General features: G+C 44.2%; 21 protein-coding genes. 10 read left to right on the top strand and 11 right to left on the bottom strand.

Translation table 11 applies throughout. The annotated features are described in order from the left end of the window. The first annotated feature begins 18 nt into the window (after positions 1-18). Together FTX54_RS16430 and cysI are read left to right on the top strand one after the other, a co-directional pair. Positions 19-1,872, top strand: coding sequence for an assimilatory sulfite reductase (NADPH) flavoprotein subunit (locus FTX54_RS16430; RefSeq protein ID WP_147802580.1), 1,854 nt, complete (start codon positions 19-21; stop codon positions 1,870-1,872). Positions 1,873-1,897: 25 nt separating this feature from the next. After that, on the top strand, positions 1,898-3,607 hold the full coding sequence (cysI, locus tag FTX54_RS16425) for an assimilatory sulfite reductase (NADPH) hemoprotein subunit (protein ID WP_147802581.1): 1,710 nt from the start codon (positions 1,898-1,900) through the stop codon (positions 3,605-3,607). Positions 3,608-3,877: 270 nt separating this feature from the next. Here cysI and FTX54_RS16420 read toward each other — a convergent pair whose 3' ends face one another. The 3 genes from FTX54_RS16420 to FTX54_RS16410 form a co-directional block, all read right to left on the bottom strand. Then, positions 3,878-4,489, bottom strand: a complete 612-nt coding sequence (locus tag FTX54_RS16420) for an NAD(P)-binding protein (RefSeq protein WP_147802582.1) — start codon at positions 4,487-4,489, stop codon at positions 3,878-3,880. 55 nt (positions 4,490-4,544) lie between these two features. Then, complete coding sequence (gene mgtE / locus FTX54_RS16415; protein WP_147802583.1) at positions 4,545-5,891, bottom strand: magnesium transporter; 1,347 nt, start codon at positions 5,889-5,891, stop codon at positions 4,545-4,547. A gap of 162 nt (positions 5,892-6,053) precedes the next feature. After that, complete coding sequence (locus FTX54_RS16410) at positions 6,054-6,770, bottom strand: MBL fold metallo-hydrolase (protein WP_147802584.1); 717 nt, start codon at positions 6,768-6,770, stop codon at positions 6,054-6,056. A gap of 409 nt (positions 6,771-7,179) precedes the next feature. Here FTX54_RS16410 and FTX54_RS16405 point away from each other — a divergent pair, with 409 nt between their 5' ends. Next, positions 7,180-7,893 carry a Na-translocating system protein MpsC family protein gene (locus tag FTX54_RS16405; RefSeq protein ID WP_147802585.1) on the top strand — a complete coding sequence of 238 codons (714 nt, stop codon included), beginning with the start codon at positions 7,180-7,182 and terminating at the stop codon, positions 7,891-7,893. A 146-nt stretch (positions 7,894-8,039) separates the two neighbouring features. On the opposite strand, the gene FTX54_RS16400 is transcribed toward FTX54_RS16405, so the two are convergent. From FTX54_RS16400 to FTX54_RS16390, 3 genes are all read right to left on the bottom strand, one after another. Then, positions 8,040-8,255 (bottom strand): hypothetical protein, encoded by a 216-nt coding sequence (locus tag FTX54_RS16400; protein WP_147802586.1) that lies wholly within the window; start codon positions 8,253-8,255, stop codon positions 8,040-8,042. A gap of 292 nt (positions 8,256-8,547) precedes the next feature. Beyond that, entirely contained in the window at positions 8,548-9,336 is a 789-nt protein-coding gene (locus tag FTX54_RS16395) for a VanZ family protein (protein ID WP_147802587.1), read from the bottom strand. A gap of 48 nt (positions 9,337-9,384) precedes the next feature. Continuing rightward, on the bottom strand, positions 9,385-10,143 hold the full coding sequence (locus FTX54_RS16390; RefSeq protein ID WP_147802588.1) for a GTP pyrophosphokinase: 759 nt from the start codon (positions 10,141-10,143) through the stop codon (positions 9,385-9,387). Positions 10,144-10,455: 312 nt separating this feature from the next. Between FTX54_RS16390 and FTX54_RS16385 the strand changes: the two genes are divergently transcribed. Then, a complete protein-coding gene (locus tag FTX54_RS16385; protein ID WP_187254449.1) occupies positions 10,456-11,076 on the top strand; it encodes a protein kinase family protein in 621 nt (206 codons plus the stop codon). 315 nt (positions 11,077-11,391) lie between these two features. Further along, on the top strand, positions 11,392-12,120 hold the full coding sequence (locus FTX54_RS16380) for a YqcI/YcgG family protein (RefSeq protein WP_147802590.1): 729 nt from the start codon (positions 11,392-11,394) through the stop codon (positions 12,118-12,120). 140 nt (positions 12,121-12,260) lie between these two features. On the opposite strand, the gene FTX54_RS16375 is transcribed toward FTX54_RS16380, so the two are convergent. Next, on the bottom strand, positions 12,261-12,410 hold the full coding sequence (locus FTX54_RS16375; protein ID WP_187254450.1) for a hypothetical protein: 150 nt from the start codon (positions 12,408-12,410) through the stop codon (positions 12,261-12,263). 153 nt (positions 12,411-12,563) lie between these two features. On the opposite strand from FTX54_RS16375, the gene FTX54_RS16370 reads away from it, so the two are divergent. The 4 genes from FTX54_RS16370 to FTX54_RS16355 all read left to right on the top strand — a co-directional run bounded on the left by FTX54_RS16370 (position 12,564) and on the right by FTX54_RS16355 (position 15,329). After that, the gene (locus FTX54_RS16370) at positions 12,564-12,740 is read left to right on the top strand and encodes a hypothetical protein (RefSeq protein ID WP_187254451.1); all 177 of its coding nucleotides are present in this window, start codon (positions 12,564-12,566) and stop codon (positions 12,738-12,740) included. A gap of 263 nt (positions 12,741-13,003) precedes the next feature. Beyond that, positions 13,004-13,516, top strand: coding sequence for a diaminobutyrate acetyltransferase (ectA, locus tag FTX54_RS16365; RefSeq protein WP_147802591.1), 513 nt, complete (start codon positions 13,004-13,006; stop codon positions 13,514-13,516). Between the two features lie 94 nt (positions 13,517-13,610). Next, the gene (ectB, locus tag FTX54_RS16360) at positions 13,611-14,903 is read left to right on the top strand and encodes a diaminobutyrate--2-oxoglutarate transaminase (protein ID WP_147802592.1); all 1,293 of its coding nucleotides are present in this window, start codon (positions 13,611-13,613) and stop codon (positions 14,901-14,903) included. Between the two features lie 36 nt (positions 14,904-14,939). Beyond that, on the top strand, positions 14,940-15,329 hold the full coding sequence (locus FTX54_RS16355; RefSeq protein ID WP_147802593.1) for an ectoine synthase: 390 nt from the start codon (positions 14,940-14,942) through the stop codon (positions 15,327-15,329). Between the two features lie 342 nt (positions 15,330-15,671). On the opposite strand, the gene FTX54_RS16350 is transcribed toward FTX54_RS16355, so the two are convergent. Beyond that, positions 15,672-15,935, bottom strand: a complete 264-nt coding sequence (locus FTX54_RS16350; RefSeq protein ID WP_147802594.1) for a helix-turn-helix domain-containing protein — start codon at positions 15,933-15,935, stop codon at positions 15,672-15,674. Further along, positions 15,932-16,531, bottom strand: coding sequence for a sigma-70 family RNA polymerase sigma factor (locus FTX54_RS16345; RefSeq protein ID WP_147802595.1), 600 nt, complete (start codon positions 16,529-16,531; stop codon positions 15,932-15,934). Before FTX54_RS16345 ends, FTX54_RS16350 begins: the two co-directional genes overlap by 4 nt. Before the next feature lie 196 nt (positions 16,532-16,727). Between FTX54_RS16345 and FTX54_RS16340 the strand changes: the two genes are divergently transcribed. After that, positions 16,728-16,865 (top strand): YvrJ family protein, encoded by a 138-nt coding sequence (locus FTX54_RS16340; protein WP_246125556.1) that lies wholly within the window; start codon positions 16,728-16,730, stop codon positions 16,863-16,865. Positions 16,866-16,911: 46 nt separating this feature from the next. Here the strand turns inward: FTX54_RS16340 and FTX54_RS16335 are convergent, their stop codons facing one another. Both FTX54_RS16335 and FTX54_RS16330 read right to left on the bottom strand, forming a co-directional pair. Then, positions 16,912-17,151: a hypothetical protein gene (locus FTX54_RS16335; protein WP_147802596.1), complete on the bottom strand. Its 240-nt coding sequence runs from the start codon at positions 17,149-17,151 to the stop codon at positions 16,912-16,914. A gap of 206 nt (positions 17,152-17,357) precedes the next feature. Next, positions 17,358-17,906 carry a GNAT family N-acetyltransferase gene (locus FTX54_RS16330; protein ID WP_187254452.1) on the bottom strand — a complete coding sequence of 183 codons (549 nt, stop codon included), beginning with the start codon at positions 17,904-17,906 and terminating at the stop codon, positions 17,358-17,360. Positions 17,907-18,057: the final 151 nt, after the last annotated feature.

Here is an 18,057-nt window from a genome sequence, read left to right as displayed (position 1 = left end):
GAAGAAGAGGTGGATAATTTGCAGTTCGCGACAACTAACAGCCCCTTTAATGAGGAGCAGACAGACCTTTTGAATCAACTTCTCCCTACACTGAACGAAAGCCAGAAATACTGGCTCAGCGGCTATCTCGCCTATTCCGGCGCATCGGTATCCGAAGCGGCTGCCACGGTGGACGTAGAGGCTCCCGTCCGCCCTGAAGAAGCACAGGCAAGCAGCCAGCAGGCTGAAACGCGCGATATAACGGTGTTGATCGGTACACAGACAGGCAACTGTGAGTCGCTTGGAAAAGAATTTTCAGAAAAACTTAAACAGCAGGACTTATCTGTCACACTTCTCGATATGGATCAGTTCAAGCCTAAAAACATAAAAAATGTGGAAGACCTGTTTATTATCACGAGTACGCACGGCGAGGGAGATCCTCCCGATAACTCGCTCGGACTGTACGATTTTCTGCACAGCCGGCGTGCGCCGAAGCTCGATAACGTCCGCTACTCGGTACTTGCTCTGGGAGACACTTCCTACGAACAGTTCTGCCAGACAGGCAAAGAGTTTGATCACAGGCTGGCAGAGCTCGGTGGGGAACGCCTCCACGAACGGGTGGACTGTGATGTCGATTATGAAGAACCAGCTGCCTCCTGGTTCAGCGGAGTGATAGCCGAACTGCAGAAAAATGGTGCTGCGGAAACAGTACCGGAAAAAACACCGGATACAGATTCAGCGGCCGTGGAAACCCCAGGCCAGCCGATTTATTCGAAGAAGAACCCGTTTAAAGCGGAAATTCTGGAAAATATTAATCTGAACGGCCGTGGTTCCAATAAAGAAACCCGCCACCTTGAACTGAATCTTGAAGGCTCCAATTTTGTATATGAGCCCGGAGACAGCCTGGCGATTGCTCCGGAAAACGATCCGGAACTTGTTAATCAGCTGATAGAGGACATGAACTGGGATCCGGCTGAAACGATTACAGTCAATAAAGAAGGCGGAGTTCTTCCGCTGCGTGAGGCTCTGACCAAAACGTACGACATAACGACACTGACAAAATCGCTCCTGCAGAAAGCGGCAGGGCTGATCGATGATGAGAAGCTTACTAATCTTCTCCTCCCGGAAAATAAAGAGGAATTAAAAACGTATATCGAAGGAAGAGATCTGGTGGACTTTGTGAAAGACTTCGGTCCGTGGAACGTATCCGTGGGAGACTTCACCGGTATACTCCGTAAAATACCGGTTCGTCTTTATTCGATAGCGAGCAGCCTGGAGGCAAATCCAGAGGAAGTACATCTGACTGTCGGCGCTGTGCGTTATGACGCTCACGGCCGCTCTCGTAAAGGAGTTTGTTCTGTACAATGTGCAGAAAGGTCGAGCATTGGTGATCATCTTTCGGTTTTCGTGCAGCCGAACAAGAGCTTCAAGCTTCCGGAAGATCATACGACGCCAATTATTATGATTGGGGCTGGAACAGGAATTGCCCCCTACCGTTCTTTTCTTGAAGAAAGAGAAGAAGCAGAAGCGGAAGGGAAATCGTGGCTTTTCTTCGGAGATCAGCATTTTATGACCGACTTCCTGTATCAGACAGAACTGCAGCGATGGAGAACAGACGGTGTTTTGACAAAGATGAACGTGGCCTTCTCCCGGGATACCGCAGAAAAAATATATGTGCAGCACCGCCTGCTTGAGGAAGCAAAAGAAATTTACAGCTGGATTGAATCCGGTGCTAATATTTACGTCTGCGGCGATAAGCAGTACATGGCAAAAGATGTTCATGAGGCCCTGCTGACGATTATTGAAAAAGAAGGCGGAAAAAGCAGAGAAGAGGCGGAAACGTATCTGGCCGACATGCGCAAAGCTAAACAGTACCAGCGGGACGTTTATTAATCAGGTGTAGAAATGGGGTTTAACAATGGCAGAGAACAAACTAACAGAACACGGACCTCCAAGTGAAACGGAGGAAATAAAAAGAAACAGCAGTTTTCTGCGCGGGGAGCTGGAAGAAAATTTTGCAGATCCTCTCAGTGCAGGAATTCCGGAAGCACAGACGAAGCTGTTGAAGTTCCACGGAAGCTATATGCAGGACGACCGAGATCTGCGTAACGAGCGAAAACAGCAGAAGCTGGAGCCAGCTTATCAGTTTATGATCCGTGTACGGCTTGCAGGAGGCGTGGCGACACCGGCTCAGTGGCTTAAGATGGACGAGATTGCCAACACGTATGGCAACGGCACGCTTAAACTTACAACGAGGCAGACTTTTCAGACTCATGGCATTCTTAAATGGAACATGAAGAAAAGTATTCAGGAAATGAATAATGCGATGATGGATACGATCGCGGCCTGCGGAGATGTTAACCGTAATGTGATGTGTGCTGCGAATCCTTATCAGTCTAACGTTCATGCAGAGGTGCACCGGCTTTCTCACAAACTGAGCGATCACCTCCTTCCAAAAACAAGAGCCTACCATGAAATCTGGCTCGACGAGGAAAAAGTTATCGACAGCCGTGAAGAAGAAAGTGAGCCGATGTATGGACCTGTTTACCTGCCGAGAAAGTTTAAAATCGGCGTAGCCGTGCCTCCTTCCAATGACGTTGATATTTTTTCCCAGGATATCGGCTTTATAGCCATCATTGAAGATGGCGAGCTTAGAGGCTTTAACGTAGCGGTAGGTGGAGGCATGGGCATGACACACGGTGACACAAATACGTATCCGCAGCTTTCCCGGGTCATCGGCTTCAGCAGGCCGGAGCATATTCATGAAGTGGCAGAAAAAATCATCACTATTCAGCGGGATTACGGTAATCGTTCCGAGCGTAAAAATGCTCGTTTCAAATATACGGTGGACCGGCTCGGCCTGGACTGGATCAAAGCAGAGCTGAATAACCGCCTTGGCTGGGACCTCGAAGAAGAACGGGCCTACTATTTTGAAGATAATGGCGACCGCTACGGCTGGGTAGAAGGTGATGGGAAATGGCACCTGACTCTGTTTATTGAACACGGCCGTATAAAAGATACGGAAGGGTACCCGCTGATGACAGGACTGCGTGAAATTGCCAAAATGCATAAAGGTGACTTCCGGCTGACGCCAAACCAGAATCTCATTATTTCCAACGTAGCGAAGTCGAAAAAAGCTGCGATCAATAAGCTTGTTAAAGCATACGGGATGACCGATGGAAAACATAATTCTGCACTCCGGCAGAATTCGATGGCATGTGTCGCCTTCCCGACATGCGGACTGGCAATGGCAGAGTCTGAACGGTATCTGCCTACGCTTGTCGATAAAATTGAAGATATTCTTGAAGAAGCAGGTCTGCGGGATGAAGAAATTCTGATCCGGATGACGGGATGCCCGAACGGCTGTGCCAGACCCGCACTCGGCGAAATTGCCTTTATCGGCAAAGGGCCGGGCAAGTACAATATGTACCTTGGAGCAAGTTTCACTGGAGATCGTTTAAATAAGCTGTACCGGGAAAATATTGGCGAGAAAGAAATCCTCGACACATTGAAGCCTATTTTGCATCAATATGCAAAAGAACGGCAGCCGAAAGAGCGTTTCGGTGATTTCGTAATCCGTGCCGGTATCATTGAAGAAGTAACTTCGGGAGTCAATTTTCATGCATAAAAAGAAGAGGCTGTCTCAAAAGGCTGTATCGAGACAGTCTGGATAGCACGCGCGGAGCCGCGCGAGGTGTTAAAAAGCCTGTTAGACGGGGATTTGTCTAACAGGCTTTTGTCCGTCCTCTGCTCACTGGCAGAGTTTTTATACAGGGCTTATCTTCAGCTGTTTTCCAGTGAAGCTCTAAAGGATCTTCAGACTTCCGCTTAACGGAAGGCAGCAGTCTACTGGACTTTCTATTAGTAAACGGCCCTTTTTTATCAGCGTGAAAAAGCCTTACAGAAGATCGCGGAGCTGCAGCAGTTTTTTTTCCTGTTCCCGGGGATCAAGGTAGGATTTACTTAGAATTATCTGCAGGTGCATGTCCTTTTCCTCGAAGGAAAGATCAGCTTTTTTCAAAAGCTGCCGGGCCGTAAACAAAAACTCCATGTAAGCTTCGTAGTCCTCGTTATAACGCTCAGAAAGCTCCTTTTTTAAGTGTTTTGCAAACTTCGGACTCGCTCCCTCTGTGGAGACAGCAATAGTAAGGCGGCCCCGCTTCACTGCCGCAGGAAACTGTACACTTCCTGATTCTGCAGAGGAGGCGTCATTGAGCAGGCAGTTTGCAGGCGCTGCGTTCCTTACTGATTCGTTTACTTCGGGATTATCTGTTGCAATAATTACTAAAAAAGCATCGGAAATATCGTCCGGAGCGAAAGCTTTTTCGAGGCAGGTAAGAAATCCTGCTTTCTCCAAAGCTTTTATTTCCGGCTGGAAGTGCGGACTGATAACAGTAATAAAGGCCTCACTTTTATTCAGCACTGCAATTCGTTTGAGCGCCACCCTTCCACCGCCGACGATGACGATCTTTTTTTTATCCAGGTTTACCATCAGCGGGATGGAAGCCATAAAACCGTCTCCTTTCCTTTAAAATAAGCTGAAGTGCGCTCACGCTCCGTTTAATTTACGTCAGCTGGCTCAGCATCGCTGTAGCGAGACCGAAGTAAATAAGAAGAGACAGAATATCGTTGATGGTCGTAATAAGCGGACCGGAAGCAATCGCCGGGTCGATATCAAGTTTATAAAGAATGAGCGGGATAATCGTACCGGCAAGCGTTCCAATAATAAGCGTTATAAGAAGGGAAGAACCGACGACTATTCCGAGAATAAAGCTGCCCTGCCAGAAGTAGGCAATCATCGAAATGAGGAAGCCGCACGTAATACCGATGATGATGCCGACCCAGAATTCGCGGAACACGAGATGAACGACCTGTTTAATCGATAAATCTTCTGTTACAAGACCACGGACGACTACAGCAAGGGACTGTGTTCCTGTATTCCCTGTCATCCCTGCGATCATCGGCATGAAAAAGGCAAGTGCTACCACGGTACCGAGGGTATCCTCGAATCCACTGATAATTCCGCCTGATACCAGCCCGACAAAAAGAAGACCGATCAACCAGGGAAGCCGGCGGTAGGCAGCAACGATCGGCTTAGTGTTGAAATCAATTGATTTACCGGAAGCAGACAGCTTTTCAATGTCTTCATTCGCTTCCTGAATTACTACATCAAGAACATCGTCTACCGTTATAACGCCACGCAGTACGTTATCTTCATCTACAACAGGGAGGGAAACGAAATCATAGCGGTTAATAATTTTAGCTGCTTCCTCCTGATCCGTATCGACTTCGACTTTAACAACGCGGCTGTACATCACGTCTTCGATTCGATCATTAATGTCTGCGAGGAGCAGGTCCCGATAGGAGACAACGCCCACCAGCTTTTTATCTTCATCAATTACATACAGGTAGTTCAGATATTCCGCAAGTTCAACGAAATGCTTCAGCTTATCTATTGCTTCTCCGATTGTATAATGTTTTTTAATCCATACAAACCGGTTATTCATAATTCGTCCAGCGGTTTCCGGAGGATAATTCATAAGGTTTTGGACCGTTTCAGATTCTTCGTGTTTCATATCCGCAAGCAGTTCTTTAATCTTTTCCGGTTCCAGATCTGAGAGGAAGGACGCGAGCTCATCGTTCTCCATCAGATCGAGAACTTTAGTCGACCTTCTCGCACCGAGTGCCTCAAGCACTTCCAGCTGCTCTTCCTGTTCAAGTTCCTCCATTAGTTCTGTGAGCTGTTCGATGGATAAGTATGAAAGGAATTTATGATTATGTTTCGCCGGCACCGTTTTGTACTGGAGAGCAATGTCGTAAGGATGAAGTTCATCAATAATTTCCTGAAACTGTTTTTTACGGCCTTCTTTTAAAGCTTTGATAATAGCGAGTGTTATTTCATTCTCAGTCATACTTCTCCCCTCCATTCTTTACAGACTTATGTATAATGTCCACTGACGATAAACATTCAAGGAAAAAAGAGGTGTTATTCCATAACGGAAACACCTCTGGCTCTTCTTAAATACGATACCCTTTTATGAAGGGTTCTACGCCTCAAAAGGGCAAACCGGTTTCTATTCATTGTTTTGGAGTGCTTCATGAGCTTCTATTAAGGCTTTTTTCATTTCTTCCAATGGTTCATCCAGCAGAGGTCCATGTCCTACTGCCAGCACCGAAGGTTTTAAAGCGATCAGTCTCTCAGCAGATACACAGGCAGCTCTTTTGTTCCAGGTAGCCCAGGCCGGAAAAGGAAAACTTCTGCGGACGACTCCTGCTACTGCAAGTCCGCCTTTAGTTTGAAAGGCATCACCAGCAATTAAGGTGTTCGTGCGTACATCGAGAAAAGCCATCATTCCCGGGGTGTGGCCTGGTACACTTAAAGCCTTCAGCGAACCGATGCGGTCACCGTCGTAAAGCAGTTTATCCGGCTTCGTTCTTAACCTTTTAGGAAGCCCCCCCTTGATCGGGAAATTTTCTTCTTCGTCTTTCAGTGTCCGGTCGCCATGAAGGAGCTTCAGCTCTCTTTTTGGGAGGTGAACAGTCGCTTCCGGGAGCGACTTTTTTAATTTGTCGAGTCCTCCGACATGGTCGGTATGAGCATGGGTCAATATAATATGCTTAATTGGTTTTTCGGTTTTTTTAGCAGTTTCAAGAATGCCCTCTTTACTGAAAGCCATAGCTGTGTCAACAAGGGTCAAGTAATCATCTTCTTCCACAAGGTAGCAGTTGATTGGAAATATTCTCGGCATAAAAGAAAGCTGTTGAATGTTGCCCGTGCGTGTGACCCTCATAGTAGATACCCCCTAAAGTAAAATATTTACATTTATTAAATGGTTTCCTCTTTCCCTGATCAGGATAAGTCCTTTACTACTTTTTTGGCCGATAGCACCTTCTTTTTCACCCATGTTTTTTACGAGCCATTTATCCAGTTAATCTATTATAACGAATAAATTGGCATTCGTAATGAATTTTTTAACTCCTGTAAAATTCGCTTGGAAAAAAACACGATTGTTTCACGTGAAACGAAAACAGAAGTAAAAGAAAGAATGCTTCCTCTATTAAATCAGAAATCTGTTAGCTATTATGAGCTTTATGTTTTATAATATAACTTAGGGTAAAATAAATGTATAAGTGTGAACTACATAGGTTTCAAAGGTGCTGTCGATAAAAGTTTGAGAATGATATAAAGGAGTAAAGTTCATGTCCAAAGAAAAAACAATGGAAGCGGAAATCAGCGGATATATTTCCTCCCTTCTCCGAACACATTTTGGAAAAGGACCGTCTTCGGTTTTTGTCACAATTAAACGCCCTTTTTTTACTGTACACTTCCGTGGTTTTATCGCTCCAATGGAGAAAATTCTGCTTAAGCAGAATGAATCAAAGCGGGTCCTGGAAACTAGAGATATGCTGTTAAGCGAACTAAGAGACGTTATGATAAAAGAACTCTGGAATATCGCAGAACTGGATGTGAAGGAAATTTACGCAGACTGGGATCTGGAAAGAGAAACCGGCGTCATCATGGGGATTCTTAGGGAAGGAAATGCGCCGGAAGAAACAGAATGGGTATGGCCGGACGATGTAAATAAAGAAGAAGTCGTCCGCCAGATTGAAGCTGCGAGTGACCGGGCGGAAAAAGTTCCGGATGAAACCGAGGTCTACTGGCTTAACGAGCGTACCATTTTCGTAAGGCGTAAAGGCATTCTAGTCCGGATAGAAAAAGAGCTTATTAAAAATGGAAATATCCAGGATTTGAAGCAGTCTAAGCGTCCTCTCGAGAGAGATGTGCTGAAAGAAGTGCCGCTTCAGGGGGCGCTGAAGCGGAAAGTTAATGAATATTTTGTAGACTGGAATTTTGATACGGATGAAGGCTTCGTAGTTTTAATTCTGGATCCCGAAAAAAAGCCCCTTACTTAAAAACAGCTTTGATGGGGAAGTCTCGAGTCGTTCGAAAAAATTACGTCTGGAAAGGGTTTTTATCCGATCCTTCATTTCTATAAAAAAGAAGCTCCTCTATTTCATAAGGGAGCTTCTTTTTTTTGCTGGATTTTTTCCGTGCTTCTTTACTGGGGGTTTTTTATTGGAGAAAGAGGAGCTATCGTAGCAGCCTCACAGTGAGCGCAGCTGCTGTAACCTTTCTGCTTCTGGAGAAGTTCCAGATAGGAGTGGCTGTTGGTGAATTCTCTTTCTGCTACGGGGGTATCGTTGAAGCCGCACCGGTCTCCTGCACAGACAATTTTATGGATTAAGTTATTTCTGTGATCAATTAAAAATTTCATGTTGACCTTCCTTTCTATTTTGAAACGAAAAAAGCCGAAAAGATCACACCTCATGTAAGGCGTTCTTTTCGGCTTTGTTTAACAGCACTAATGTCTGTAACCTGTTACCAGTTTTTTTAAATTATAAATAGTTTCAGTTCTTCTGTTAGAAACAGCATGCATGATTTTTCTTTTAAATCTGTTTGCTTTGAGGAAACGCTAATGTTTTCCCGGTAAGACCATGGTACTAGCTTTACAAATAAAAGTCAAACTGTACCCTGAATAATTTGATGGTAAACCTCATCCGGAGATTTTATTTGAGTTTTTTAGAGATTCCTTTTTTCAGCCAGCCTGATACTGCTCCAAAGAAGCCTCCGGCTGTATCCAGCAGGACATCAGCGAAGATTCCGGATCGGGAAGGGAGAAAAGTCTGACGGTATTCATCGAGAGCCGCATACATAATAACAAAAATCATGGCAAGTACGAAAGATAAAAAAGTACGGGCAGTAATTTTAATAAATGCGAGGTAAAGAAAAAAACCGAGCAGAGCAAACAGAAAAAAGTGGGCTCCTTTGCGAAGAAAGAATTCGATCAGGCCATCTGAGCCCATCCGCTGCAGATTTATTTCAGTACCAGCGTACGTAAAATCAATTCTTGTCAGTAATGCACGTATATGATCAAAAGACGCAAACTGCCTCAGAACTTCGACTATCGTTTCCGGACGTGCAACAAAGAGAACAACAGATAAAAACAGGATTGACGCTGCAGCCGTGGCGGCGGCCAGCAGGGTTTTTTTAAGAAGAGAAGTTGACGATCGGTAAAACCTGAAAAAAAGCACGGATAAGATAATAGAGATAATTACAAATCCGGCCAGACTTAAAAAAGGATGGGCCGCTGCGAGCTCGATTCCCCGGTCTGCAGATTCTGCAAGGCGGTCTCTCAGAGCGGAAAGGGTTCCTCTTAAACTGTCTTCTCCCCCTACGCGGTCAAGAAGAGGGGAAATATCCTGTTCTTCGGAAGATTGGGAAGAAGCCGTATATATAATGCTCAAAATGATAAGGATAGGAAGAATGTTAATCAATAAAAATTTAGCGGATTTCATAGTCAGCCTCCAGAGCAGTAAGTCGAACTTCGATTGTAAATCTCAGGTTTATTCTTTCTTTTTCGGGTTCATCATTCCTTGAGAAGTAAGAAATCTTTCAGGGAGGCGGAAACGGTTGCTGGCAAGCAGAAGTTCCAGCGTTTCCTCCTCGTCCTCTGTCTGAAGCTTGATTTCTTTCATCTCGAGGTGGAGTTTTTCCATTTTGCGGTCTAGTGCTGCAGCAGAATCAGCTGCTTCTTTTAATTCATTTACTAAACTTCCGGGTACTTCCTGATTATATTTATAATAAATTTTGTGCTCGAGGCTGGCCCAGAAGTCCATGGCAATTGTCCTGATCTGAATTTCGACGCACACCTCTTTCGAGCAGTCAGACATATAGACGGGGATTTTAACGAGCATATGGAGACTTTGATAGCCGCTCGGCTTGGGCTGACGAATATAATCTTTTATTTCGATCACCTTAATGTCCTTCTGATTTTCCAGCATGCGGCACAGGGCATAGATGTCACTGATAAAGGAACAGACGATTCGTACTCCTGCGATATCGGTAATGTTTTCCTGAATAGCTGATAAGGAGAGCGGAAGGTTTTTCTTATGCATTTTTCTCACAATGCTTTCTGGGGATTTAAGCCGGTAATTAACGTGTTCGATGGGATTATGTTCATGCGTATAGTGAAATTCCTGGCTTAGAATATTTATTTTTGTTGTTATTTCCTCAATAGCAAATTCGTAATTCATTAAAAACTTCGTCATTTCCATCTTCAACTGCTTTAATTCCTTTAAATTAAAGGTCTTATTATCTTTCATTGTTCCCCAGCTCCTTTATCTATTTCTGCTTCATTGTACTACGAATAGGAGAAGGAAAAGTTTGAAAATCTGTGGGAGTTTTTGGAGGGAGGAGAAATCGGAAGTGTAACGCTTATAGTTATAACGGTTCTTCCTTTTCCTTTTTTGAAAGTAAATATTCATAAATTAACCGTTATAACAGAGGGGGGATTCGGAAGTCTTCTGGCTGCCTTATTCCGATTCAGATTTGAAAATGTCTGTTCCTGGACGGATTGATAAAAATATAAAAAGGGAATAGAAACTGAAGCGGGGACAATGTGACGAAGGAGAGAGATGAAAAACATGGAGGAGTTTTATAAAAAACTGGCTGAAAGTGTGACATATACAAAAAAAGGAAATAAATACAGGGCAGGAGGCTTTGATTCAAGACTTTCGCTGATTGGAGAAGGAAGGAGTGCGTGTGCTTTTCGTATAGAAGACTCCTTAAAGGTATTAAAAGTGTATTATCCGGAATTCTACGAGGTGGCAGAAGTGGAGACCAGTATTTATAGAAAACTAAGCGATGTTCATTCCTTTCCTGTATTTTATAGTTCAGGGAAAAATTATATTGTCATTGATTATATTGAAGGATCAACATTTTTTCAATGCTTGACGCACGGTATTTTCATTGCTGAAAGTGTCATTCACGAGGTGGATAAAGCGCTGCAGGAAGTAGTGGCCAGAGAGCTTCGTCCATCGGATATTCACCTTCATAACTTAATAATGACGCCGGAGGGAACGGTGAAAATTATAGACGTAGCAAGGTTCAATGAAGAAAAAGACTGTACACAGTGGAATGACTTAAGAGCTGCCTATTTTAAATTGTATGTACATCGGCTTTTTCCTAAACGCGTGCCCGCTGTTGTACTGAATTCGGTCAGACTGCTTTACAAAAAAAATCTTTTGAAAATTTAGCTGGAAAAATACCATGTCAGTAATGGATGTAGAGCATAAAGGACACTAGGAAGGGAACTTCCCCTCTATAACAAGTGAAATGAATGCTGTTCAAGAAGAGGTTTTCGTTATTGGAAGACAGGTTCTGCCCTGTATTTTTACCGTGAGCTGCAGGGCAGATGGCCCGTCCGGAAAGCGTCCCCTTGGAAACGGAGGCGGACGTTTATTGTTTCTATAATTTATTTTCAAGGCAGCTTTCATCCTGGAAAATTTCTGTTTATCTGTGCTGCGCATGGGGAACAAGGGTCTTTAAAGCCCGGAAAGCGAGGAGAAACAATGAAAACCAATTATTCGAATTTATTAACGAAGGAAGGAATTGCTTCGGCAGATACTCTTCCCGAATGGTTTCATAAAGAATACGAAACGTTTCATAATATTGTGACGCGAAAAGATTTTCCGTGCTACTTTGGACAGAAAGGAGAGAAGAAAGGAGAACTCCGGTATGGCTGTCTCCCTGGGGATGACTGGTCTGCTCTTCCCAGTATCGTCGGCGACTTCCTGAAACTCTTTGAAGAACCGAATCCTTCCCGACACGGCCTGTTTGTATTCGTAGAGCCGGAAAAGGAAGAAAAAAGCATTGAATATTACCGCCGTTATTTTTGGGAGCTGCTTCAGTACCTTCACGAACAGGATGAGATGAGCTGGCCCGGGAAGGAGCCTGCCGATCCGGAACATTATTTGTGGGATTTTCACTTTCATCAGGAACCGATATTTGTATTCGGCAACGCTCCGGCTTATAAGCAGCGGAAAACCCGTGATCTCGGCAACAGTTTAATTCTCGGTTTTCAGCCGCGCAAAATATTCAAAGGTCTCGAAGGCACAGAACCGGGAGGATTGATGTCGCGTGAAAAAGTTCGGGAGCGGGTAGAAGCATGGGATCAGCTGCCGACACATCCGGACATTAGTCATTACGGCGATCCTGAACACAACGAATGGAAGCAGTTTTTTATAGGGGATGATGCCGAGCCCATTCGGGGAAGCTGTCCTTTCCGTGTAAAAAAATAGACAACAGCGGATTTTGAGTTCTGTCGGACCGGCTCTGTCAGTCTCCGCTGTTTTTATTTTGGGGAAAATCCGCTTCTGGTATGCCGGTGAGAATTTTCCTTCCTTAAATTTCAAGCCCCGTGTGGTGAATATGGACCTTTTTAATAAGTCGTAAAGCGCAGCGACTTCTGCACGATGTAAAGGCCGCACTTGAAAGGGCTCAGGAATTTATCATATTTTTCATAGCCGGCCGTATAAATACCTTCTTCATTTTCCCGGAGTCTAAGGAAATATTTATCGATTTCCTCCATAAAATAAACACTTCCTCGAAAATTTCATACTCCATTACCTATTCCACGGTTTCTTCTTTATATGTAAGGTCGCTTAAAAATGTTATCCCCGCTTCCGCGAGCAGCTTCAGCTGGTAATAGCTGATCACCCCGAGATAGAGGAAGGCAAACGCTGTGCCTATAACGATCCAGACTTTTCTTTACATCCAGGAGCTTCCTTTTTCCATTATCTTTCATTGTATCGCGGTATCGCGCTTTTCACGCGCGCAGGGGGCGGAATGCGGCTATTTACCGGTAATCCACTGCTGCGGTGATGCAGTAACAGATGAAAATCCCATACATAAAAAGTAAAATATTGTAAAAAAATCCAGTGAGCTTCTAGAAATACGAGGCATTTGGGACAATACCAGAGTTATTTGTAAGCTGAATGGTCTAAGGAGTATTAAGCTGTATTCATACATGTATATGGATATTAAAGCCGTTTAACTCCGGTTGCCATTCACTGCGAAACTCCCTATCATTAAGAGTGTTGAAAAAACGGAAGCTTATTTGCTGAGGTAGCACAACGCTTACTTCATGCACCATAAATAAATAATTAAAGGTGGTTTTTTGTTATGAGCAAAGTCGCAGCAGCTACTCCTGTTCTAGAAAGTTTCACACTGGAACAACCGTCTAAAGAAGATGGCCAGGGAATGTGGAATCTGGCAAAAAAGTCATCTTTAGATCTTAACTCTGCCTATAAGTACATTATGATGGCAGAATATTTCTCCGAGACTTGCGTTGTCGCGAAAGAACGCGGCGAAGTCGTTGGTTTCATTACAGGATTTATCCAGCCGGAACATCCGGACGTCGTTTTTGTCTGGCAGGTAGGTGTCGACAGTTCCCAGCGCGGAAAAGGTGTCGGCTATAAAATGCTTGAAGAATTGGTAAATCGTGATGTCACCAAAGACGTTAAATACTTGGAAGCGACGATTACAAAAGATAATACAGCTTCCCAGTCCCTCTTCAAAAAACTGTCAAAGGAATATGAAACTTCTTTTGAAGTACGGGAAACGTTCCCTGCGGATGTATTTCCGGAAGACGGCGATGCTGAGTACACTTACCGAATTGGACCTTTAAAGAAATAGAAAAGTAACGAAATAGACAGGCTGCCGGGCAGCTGATGTAAACCGGCCGATTTAAACAATGGTTTCTAACTATAATTTAGGAGGACCTCGATCCATGAATAAGAAACTGCAAATTATTGAAGACCACGAATCCAGTGTACGAAGCTATGTACGAAGCTTTCCTGCAGTATTTACGAAAGCACGCGGCTATAGAATCTGGGACGAAGATGGAAATGAGTATATTGACTTCTTCGCCGGTGCCGGTGCATTGAATTACGGACACAACGAGCCTGCAATGAAAAAGAAGCTCGTAGACTATATTCTTGATGACGGCATTACGCATTCCCTTGATAAGGCGACAGATGCCAAAGTGGAATTTATTGATAAGTTTAATGAAGTAATTATGAAGCCCCGCAACATGGATTACAAAATCATGTTTCCGGGACCAACTGGTACAAACACAGTGGAAAGTGCGCTGAAAATTGCGCGGAAAATGACTGGACGCACTGACATTGTCAGCTTTACAAATGGTTTTCACGGGATGACAATCGGGTCCCTTGCTGTAACAGGCAATTCCATGAAGCGTAAAGGTGCAGGCATTCCACTAAGTCATACTGTAACAATGCCTTACGACAATTTCGTGAACGATGAGAAAGATACGCTGGACTACTTTGAGCGTTTTCTTGAGGACAACGGAAGCGGTGTAGCGATACCTGCGGCTGTTATCTTTGAAACGGTTCAGGGCGAAGGCGGTATTAATGCAGCAAGCATCGAATGGATGCAGCGACTGGAAAGAATCTGCCGTGAGTGGGGCATCATGCTTATCGTAGACGATGTACAGGCTGGAGTTGGCCGTACTGGCACATTCTTCTCCTTTGAGCCTGCGGGTATTAAGCCGGATGTCGTCTGTCTTTCCAAGTCAATCGGCGGATATGGACTGCCGCTTGCGATTACTCTCATTAAGCCGGAGTTTGATAAATGGAAGCCGGGCGAGCACAACGGAACGTTCCGTGGTAATAACATGGCGTTTGTGACAGCGACAGAGTCACTTACGTACTGGGAAGACCCGGAATTTGAAAAGAGCGTTCAGGCAAAAGCTGCTACAGTAACAGACTTCCTGACAAATATGATTGAAAAATATCCTGAAATGCAGGGTCGTCTGAAAGGACGAGGCCTGATGCAGGGCATCGCTTCTGACGTAGAAGGCTTCAGTGAAAAAGTAGCGGAGCATGCGTTCGAACGTTATATGATTATGGAAACAGCGGGTGGACACGATGAAGTATTCAAGCTGTTCCCACCTATCAACATTGATGAGGAAGGTCTTCAGGCCGGACTCGAGATTATTGAACTCAGTATCCAGGATGCGCTGAAATCAATGAATCTGAAGAAAGAAGCTGTAACGAACTAAATTATCCCATTGAAGGAACTGAAGGAGGACATCACCATGAAAGTAGTACGACTCGAAGACGTTATTGATTCCGACCAGCATATTAAAGAAGATAACTGGGAAAGCCGCCGTCTGCTTCTTAAAAAAGACGGAATGGGCTACTCGGTGCATGATACAGTGATTAAAGCAGGAACAGAAACTCACATCTGGTATCAGAATCACCTGGAAGCTGTTTATTGCATCGAAGGGGAAGGCGAAGTAGAGACGGTTGCTGACGGCAAAGTATGGCCGATTAAAGCAAATGAAATCTACGCCCTTGATAAGCACGACGAGCACCTTCTGCGTGCGTTCTCCGATATGCGCATGGTATGCGTATTCGATCCGCCGATTACGGGTCAGGAAACGCATAATGAAGATGGCGTTTATGAGCTTGTGGACGAAGAGTAACAGCAAAAAGCCAGCCTCCGGGCTGGCTTTTTTTCTTTGGTCATTCATCCAGAAAGACCATTCTTCAGAACCGTTTATCGAAACTCCGCTTCTTTTGGAAAAATTTTTATACGGATCCAGGAATTCCTGCCTTTTTCTTCGAAGCTACTGAAAACCTGGATTTAATACATGCACCGGCTGCTCCCAAACCGGTATACAAATAAATCAATGTAAAAGACACTGTTTTTCGGCCGCGTTCAAACCGGGTAATAGTTTCCAATGCAGGCGGGCGCTATCCTGCTCGACTTCACACTAATTCTCCTTCCGTAAGACGCCGCCAGAATGAATTTTCAGATGACGTTTTTACCTACCCGCAGCTTTCGGTCTGGGAGCATTGTTCTCTATTTCGTACATAAAACGCCAAAAACCAGGTACCGAACGAGTATCAAACGATTGGATCACCGACAGGGTTTTGACGACCAGTTCCTGCTTTAAATCGGCTCTTTCCTGCGGCTTCGTCTGCAGAAGGGATTTATTTATTTTAGGTTCGAGCATATTAATGATATGCATTTTACTCTCTTCGTCCCCCATTTTTGCCTGTTCCACGAGCGATTTCCACTCCTTCATCTAGATTCCTCCTTTTCTTCAATCAATATTTTTCTTAAACGACAGAGAGCGGCATAATGAATTTTGGAAGCCCCCTGTTGTGTAATGCCGAGCAGACAGCCTGTCTCGGTGAGGGTGTGTCCTTCTCCATAGACAAGCTGGAGAACCTGCTTCTGACGCTGTGTCAACTGACTGAAAGCCCGCAGGATCTGTTCATCTCCAAGCTTTTCAGTCAGAGGAGTTTTGAGTTCTTCCAGCCACGGAAGTTCTGCCTTCGTATACGGCTGTTCTCTCGTCATCAGTGCTTCCTCCTCTGTCAGCGGAAACCGCTCCGCTTCTTTCCGGAGCCGCTTATCGTAATGCACGGCCTTCCAGTGAAGCGTCTGGGAAAGATAATGAACGAGTTTGACACCGGTATAATAATCACGAAAGGCTTCGTCCAGAGCCTGCATTGATTGTTCGGTCGAATGTGTAACGTATTGAATTAATAAATAAACATGTTCCTTGTTTTTAAAAAAAGAGCGGATCAGCGGATTTTGGAACAGGAGCGGATGGGCCTGTTCAAAAGCTTCGAGCTGCTTTTTTTCATGAAGAGAAAGGTGCTTTTTATCAATCATTTTGAGATCCTCCCTTCTGAGCTGCTACCAGATAAAGGAGAACAGCGGCAGAACATTACAACCGAAACAGGAACGTATGTTCTTATATTAATCCAGAATGGACAATCACACAAGTCCTGATTTTAACGAGGTTGTGAAAGCGGGCCCGGTTTCCTCTTTGAAGAATAACCTTAAAAGCAAAGGAGGAAGCTGCAGTATGATGCCTTATGAATGGACTTTGCTGCTTGAAAACGTTGCTTTACCGGGAGTTGTGACGATGTATCTGCTGATCAGGCATGAACAGAAAATGGACAGGTTAGCGAGAAAGATTGACGCTTTGAAAAAAGGAAAATAAAAAAACTGTCCCAAAAATAATTTTTGGGACAGTTTGGATGAATTTCTTATATTTTTTCGATTACGTAGGCACGTTTTTTACGGTAGTACTTTTCCCCATCTTCAGAAGAATGTTCGAAAAAACCATTATAGGATCCTGCTACGCGGTATTCCCGCTCCGGTTCTGTGAACAGCTGCTCCTCATTGGAAGAGAGAACAACTACGTCCGTTGTGGAAACAAAGCTGTCAATTTCTTTTGCTTTATAATTTTTACCAATTTCTAATTCGTTCAAACGATATTCAGCCACTATTATCTGCTCCTTTTTATAAATGACGCTGCTAAATTTTTTTCATCCAAAAATATCCCGAGGTTTTCAACAGCTGATTTTCTCATCAGCGTTGAACCCGGAAGGGGGATTTCTAAATAGTAAAATCAATTTTGGAATTTACCAGTGTCATTGTTGAATTTATAATACTCTCTTCCCATCGTTGTTTTGATTTAAACGTCGGTCACTTAATCAGCGGGGGATTTTGGATTTTCTAAATTCGTATAGGAAACAAATAAAGCCATAAGGAGCAGATCATCAAAACTTTTTTTAAAGTAAACGTGATTTTGCAGACGGCCTTCCTCCTGAAACATGAATTTTTCATAGAGATGAATCGCGGACTTGTTTCCGGCAAGCACCTCGAGTGTGATTTTTTCCAGACCCGGCTGCTGTTCAGCCCATCCGATGAGTTCCCGGAGCAGACATGCCCCTATACCGTGAGAACGGTATTCTGGCAGGATACTCATGCCAAAGCTGCCGTGATGGCGGTATTTATCTTCAGTGCGCCTTATGAAATGCAGAAATCCAACGATCTTCCCTTCGGATTCTGCTGTTAAAAAGCGTGACCAGGCCGGGGAGCTTCCTGCTTTTTGAATAGCATTTCTTTCCATGTCTATCGTTCGGGAAAATTCTGAAGGGGTGGCGAGTCCAAACCCCTCTTCGCACGTAATCCATGAAATTTCCCGGACAGCTTCTGCATCTGCTGGGCGAGCCGGCCTTATTAAAAAGTTTCCCATTGCTATCGTCCTTTCCTGTGTACTCTCTTCAATATACTTTACAAACAACCTGAAAAGAATACAACCTGCTGTTAGTGGTCTGTAAATCCTGTTATAGTACGAATAGATGGGTAAAGGAGGCAGAAAAGATGAAACAGCTTTGGCATGCGCT

Origin of the sequence: Alkalicoccus halolimnae (assembly GCF_008014775.2) — a bacterium.
GTDB lineage: Bacteria > Bacillota > Bacilli > Bacillales > Salisediminibacteriaceae > Alkalicoccus > Alkalicoccus halolimnae.
Note: the sequence above shows the minus strand (reverse complement) of the source record. Positions and strands in the feature narration are given on the sequence as shown.

Bases quoted from the DNA above. Each gene is read 5' to 3' on its own strand.
- cysI (WP_147802581.1), top strand. From the start codon at position 1,898: ATGGCAGAGAACAAACTAACAGAACACGGACCTCCAAGTGAAACGGAG.
- FTX54_RS16420 (WP_147802582.1), bottom strand. From the start codon at position 4,489: ATGGCTTCCATCCCGCTGATGGTAAACCTGGATAAAAAAAAGATCGTC.
- mgtE (WP_147802583.1), bottom strand. From the start codon at position 5,891: ATGACTGAGAATGAAATAACACTCGCTATTATCAAAGCTTTAAAAGAA.
- FTX54_RS16410 (WP_147802584.1), bottom strand. From the start codon at position 6,770: ATGAGGGTCACACGCACGGGCAACATTCAACAGCTTTCTTTTATGCCG.
- FTX54_RS16405 (WP_147802585.1), top strand. From the start codon at position 7,180: ATGTCCAAAGAAAAAACAATGGAAGCGGAAATCAGCGGATATATTTCC.
- FTX54_RS16400 (WP_147802586.1), bottom strand. From the start codon at position 8,255: ATGAAATTTTTAATTGATCACAGAAATAACTTAATCCATAAAATTGTC.
- FTX54_RS16395 (WP_147802587.1), bottom strand. From the start codon at position 9,336: ATGAAATCCGCTAAATTTTTATTGATTAACATTCTTCCTATCCTTATC.
- FTX54_RS16390 (WP_147802588.1), bottom strand. From the start codon at position 10,143: ATGAAAGATAATAAGACCTTTAATTTAAAGGAATTAAAGCAGTTGAAG.
- FTX54_RS16385 (WP_187254449.1), top strand. From the start codon at position 10,456: ATGAAAAACATGGAGGAGTTTTATAAAAAACTGGCTGAAAGTGTGACA.
- FTX54_RS16380 (WP_147802590.1), top strand. From the start codon at position 11,392: ATGAAAACCAATTATTCGAATTTATTAACGAAGGAAGGAATTGCTTCG.
- FTX54_RS16375 (WP_187254450.1), bottom strand. From the start codon at position 12,410: ATGGAGGAAATCGATAAATATTTCCTTAGACTCCGGGAAAATGAAGAA.
- ectA (WP_147802591.1), top strand. From the start codon at position 13,004: ATGAGCAAAGTCGCAGCAGCTACTCCTGTTCTAGAAAGTTTCACACTG.
- ectB (WP_147802592.1), top strand. From the start codon at position 13,611: ATGAATAAGAAACTGCAAATTATTGAAGACCACGAATCCAGTGTACGA.
- FTX54_RS16355 (WP_147802593.1), top strand. From the start codon at position 14,940: ATGAAAGTAGTACGACTCGAAGACGTTATTGATTCCGACCAGCATATT.
- FTX54_RS16350 (WP_147802594.1), bottom strand. From the start codon at position 15,935: ATGAAGGAGTGGAAATCGCTCGTGGAACAGGCAAAAATGGGGGACGAA.
- FTX54_RS16345 (WP_147802595.1), bottom strand. From the start codon at position 16,531: ATGATTGATAAAAAGCACCTTTCTCTTCATGAAAAAAAGCAGCTCGAA.
- FTX54_RS16340 (WP_246125556.1), top strand. From the start codon at position 16,728: ATGATGCCTTATGAATGGACTTTGCTGCTTGAAAACGTTGCTTTACCG.
- FTX54_RS16330 (WP_187254452.1), bottom strand. From the start codon at position 17,906: ATGGGAAACTTTTTAATAAGGCCGGCTCGCCCAGCAGATGCAGAAGCT.